Below are 2,715 nucleotides of genomic sequence, written 5' to 3' on the forward strand. Positions count from 1 at the left end.
GTCGCTCGCAACAAGCTCAAAAGCGCTCAGCACCGACCTTCGATCATCGCCGCGTGCTGGATTCAGGCAACCTTGTGGTGACGTCATGATTTATGGAAAGGTCAATAGTTATTAGCGAGGACGGTCATCGCGGATTGTGGCCATTCCACGAAACTATGGCGACGAATGTCGAATTCGATAGGTTGCCAGACGCCAGTTGGCTGACCGGGCGATGTCTCTGCGCTTGGTCGCTGTCTTTTACATGCTATAGGACTACAAACTTATGAGGTGTGGGCGCGAATCCTACCGCATGAATTGCCGCAAAATCAAGGCGCAATTTTGACATTGACTCGGTTCGAGTGGATCGTGGAAAGTTGTGCCAATACGAATTGCCGACTCGATTGCCCCGGCACGGCGCAAGGGGCGGCCATGCCATCGAATGTGTAACTCGGGTGAAGGCGCTGTGTGAATGTCCCGCGAGCATAGCCTTGAGCGGAGAAGAGATCAGCTCTTGGTTTTCGCCAAAAGATGATGGAGTGCGCGATTTTAACGAATGCTTCATGGATAAATGCGAGGCATTCGAAGCGGATGTGCAGTCGTCGGAAGTTGGGAGGCGACGAGATGGTTCATTCGACGACCTTGCTGGTTTTGCACAGCAGCTGTCGGGGGGGGGGGGGCTGGTTACGCCGGGCAATTTCAGTGCGAAGTCGGCCGTGCGCGGCGGGCCGCGGTACTTGTCACGAGTGTGCGCGCGATCGATTGGCGTGGTCCATGCAGAAGGCACGAGCGCGAGCAACTGAGTTCAATTATCTACCGAAATTTGCTCTAACCTGTCTTTATGGAACAACGATTGGTCAAGATTGGTGAAGCAGCGCAGATGTCCAGCGTTGCGGTGTCCGCCCTGCGCAAGTGGGAGGGGACTGGTGAACTGTTGTCTGCTCGCAAGACGGCAGGCGGTACGCGCTATTACGCCATGTCGGACCTCGCGGAATCGGCAATGAGAATGCGCCCACGGTCTGCTATGCCCGCGTTTCCTGGCACGACCAGCAGGAAGATCTTGAGCGCCAGCACGCGATGCTGGAAAGCTACTGCGCGGCTAAAGGCTGGCGCTGCGAGGTAATCAAAGACCTTGGCAGTGGCATGAACTACCACAGGAGAGGTCCTGGCGGGCTGCCTGAAATGATCTGCGTAAGCAGATGAAGCGCCTTGTTATCACGCACAAAGACCGGCTCCCGTGCTTCGGCTCGGAGTTGGTGTTCTCCATGTGCGGGGCTCAAAACATCGAAATCGTCATCATTTACAAGAGCGAACAGCTGTCCTTCGAGGGAGAACTCGCGAAGGATGTGCCCGACATCATCACGGTCTTTTCTGCACGCCTGTACGGCTCGCGCAGCAAAAAGAACAGGAAGCCCTCGACGCGCTGAAGGAAGCCGCCAGGTGATTGTTCGCGTTCACAAAGTCCGCCTGGACCCGACCGCAGAGCAGGTAAGGTATTTCGCTCGTGCATGCGGCGTGGCTCGCTTCGCCTACAACTGGGCGCTGGCGGAATGGACGCGCCAGCACAAGGAGGATGGCAAGCCGAACGAGGCCGCGCTCCGCAAGCAACTGAACGCCATCAAGGCCGTCGGATTCTTGTGGATGGCAGAGGTAACGAAGTGCGCTCCACCGGTCGCAATCAGGAATGTTTGGCTCGCGTGTGACCACTTTTTCCGGCGCGTGAAGCTCGGCCAGAAGCCGGGCTATCCGCGCTTCAAGCGCAAGGCAATCCGCGATTCGTTCCGCACGGACAACGGCCCTGCAGACAAGGCGAGCCACGCGGTTCAGGTGGTTGGCAAAACCGTGAAAATCCCGCGCTGCGGTATCGTTCGCATGCGCGAGGATTTGCGCTTTGCTGGGCGCGACCGCGAGCCGCATGGCCGATGGTTGGTATGTGGACCTGCCGGTAGAGGCTGAGGAGCGCCTGAAGGCCGCAGAGGGCCGTGGCGCGGTTGGCGTTGACCTTGGTCTCAGGACGCTCGCAACGTTCAGCGATGGCTGCTGCGCCCCTGCGGTAATGCCGCATTGCGCAGAGCACAAGCGCATCGTGCGCCTCTCGCGCTCGATGTCGCGCAAACAGAAGGGAAGCGCAAACCGGGCCAAAGCGAAAGCCAAGCTGGCCCGGCTGCACCTGCGCATCGCAAACGTCCGCAAAGATGCTTTGCACAAACTGACGACGACACTCGCGACGAACTACTCGACCATCGGTACCGAGGACTTGAACGTGAGCGGCATGCTGAAGAACGGCAAGCTCGCTCGCGCCATCGCCGATGCAGGATTCGCAGCAGTCTGTGGAGAGGAAGGCTCTGGCGGATGCTTCGGCAACCGTGAAACCGGCCTCTGCGAAGCAGAAAAGCCAGGTTTGCACAGCAATCTGCAGACTACTTGAAGCGGCTCAATGCGAAAAGTTCAGCGACCGATGCGAAACTCTCTGTAGCACAGGACAGCGCGCTTACCGGAAAATAGTCGGCAGGTCGAACGCGAGGCCGTTGTTTGGAGACCTCGGGCGCGTCATTTGTCGCACTGATTCCTGATGGAGCCGGGCGGAGTGCGCTGCGCACACGCTTGCTAGAGAAGCTCGCAGGTCATGCTATTGAGTTTCCCATAAAACATGACAACCGATTCGATGCTGGCGCGTTATATCTCTAACGGATTGAATGGAGATACGCGCCATGGCAAAGAAGCCGTTGGACGAGGCAA

General features: G+C 58.0%; 2 protein-coding genes and 1 pseudogene. All 3 read left to right on the forward strand.

Going from position 1 to position 2,715, the window contains the following annotated elements:
- Positions 1-817: 817 nt before the first annotated feature.
- The 3 genes and pseudogenes from HV796_RS46330 to HV796_RS43755 all read left to right on the forward strand — a co-directional run bounded on the left by HV796_RS46330 (position 818) and on the right by HV796_RS43755 (position 2,404).
- Positions 818-1,420 (forward strand): annotated as a pseudogene (locus HV796_RS46330) (IS607 family transposase).
- Positions 1,417-1,932: an RNA-guided endonuclease InsQ/TnpB family protein gene (locus tag HV796_RS43750; RefSeq protein ID WP_217478220.1), complete on the forward strand. Its 516-nt coding sequence runs from the start codon at positions 1,417-1,419 to the stop codon at positions 1,930-1,932. Before HV796_RS46330 ends, HV796_RS43750 begins: the two are co-directional and overlap by 4 nt.
- Positions 1,892-2,404 carry an RNA-guided endonuclease InsQ/TnpB family protein gene (locus HV796_RS43755; protein WP_246356376.1) on the forward strand — a complete coding sequence of 171 codons (513 nt, stop codon included), beginning with the start codon at positions 1,892-1,894 and terminating at the stop codon, positions 2,402-2,404. The genes HV796_RS43750 and HV796_RS43755 overlap by 41 nt, the downstream gene beginning before the upstream one ends.
- Positions 2,405-2,715: the final 311 nt, after the last annotated feature.

This window comes from Paraburkholderia humisilvae, assembly GCF_902859855.1.
Lineage (GTDB): Bacteria > Pseudomonadota > Gammaproteobacteria > Burkholderiales > Burkholderiaceae > Paraburkholderia > Paraburkholderia humisilvae.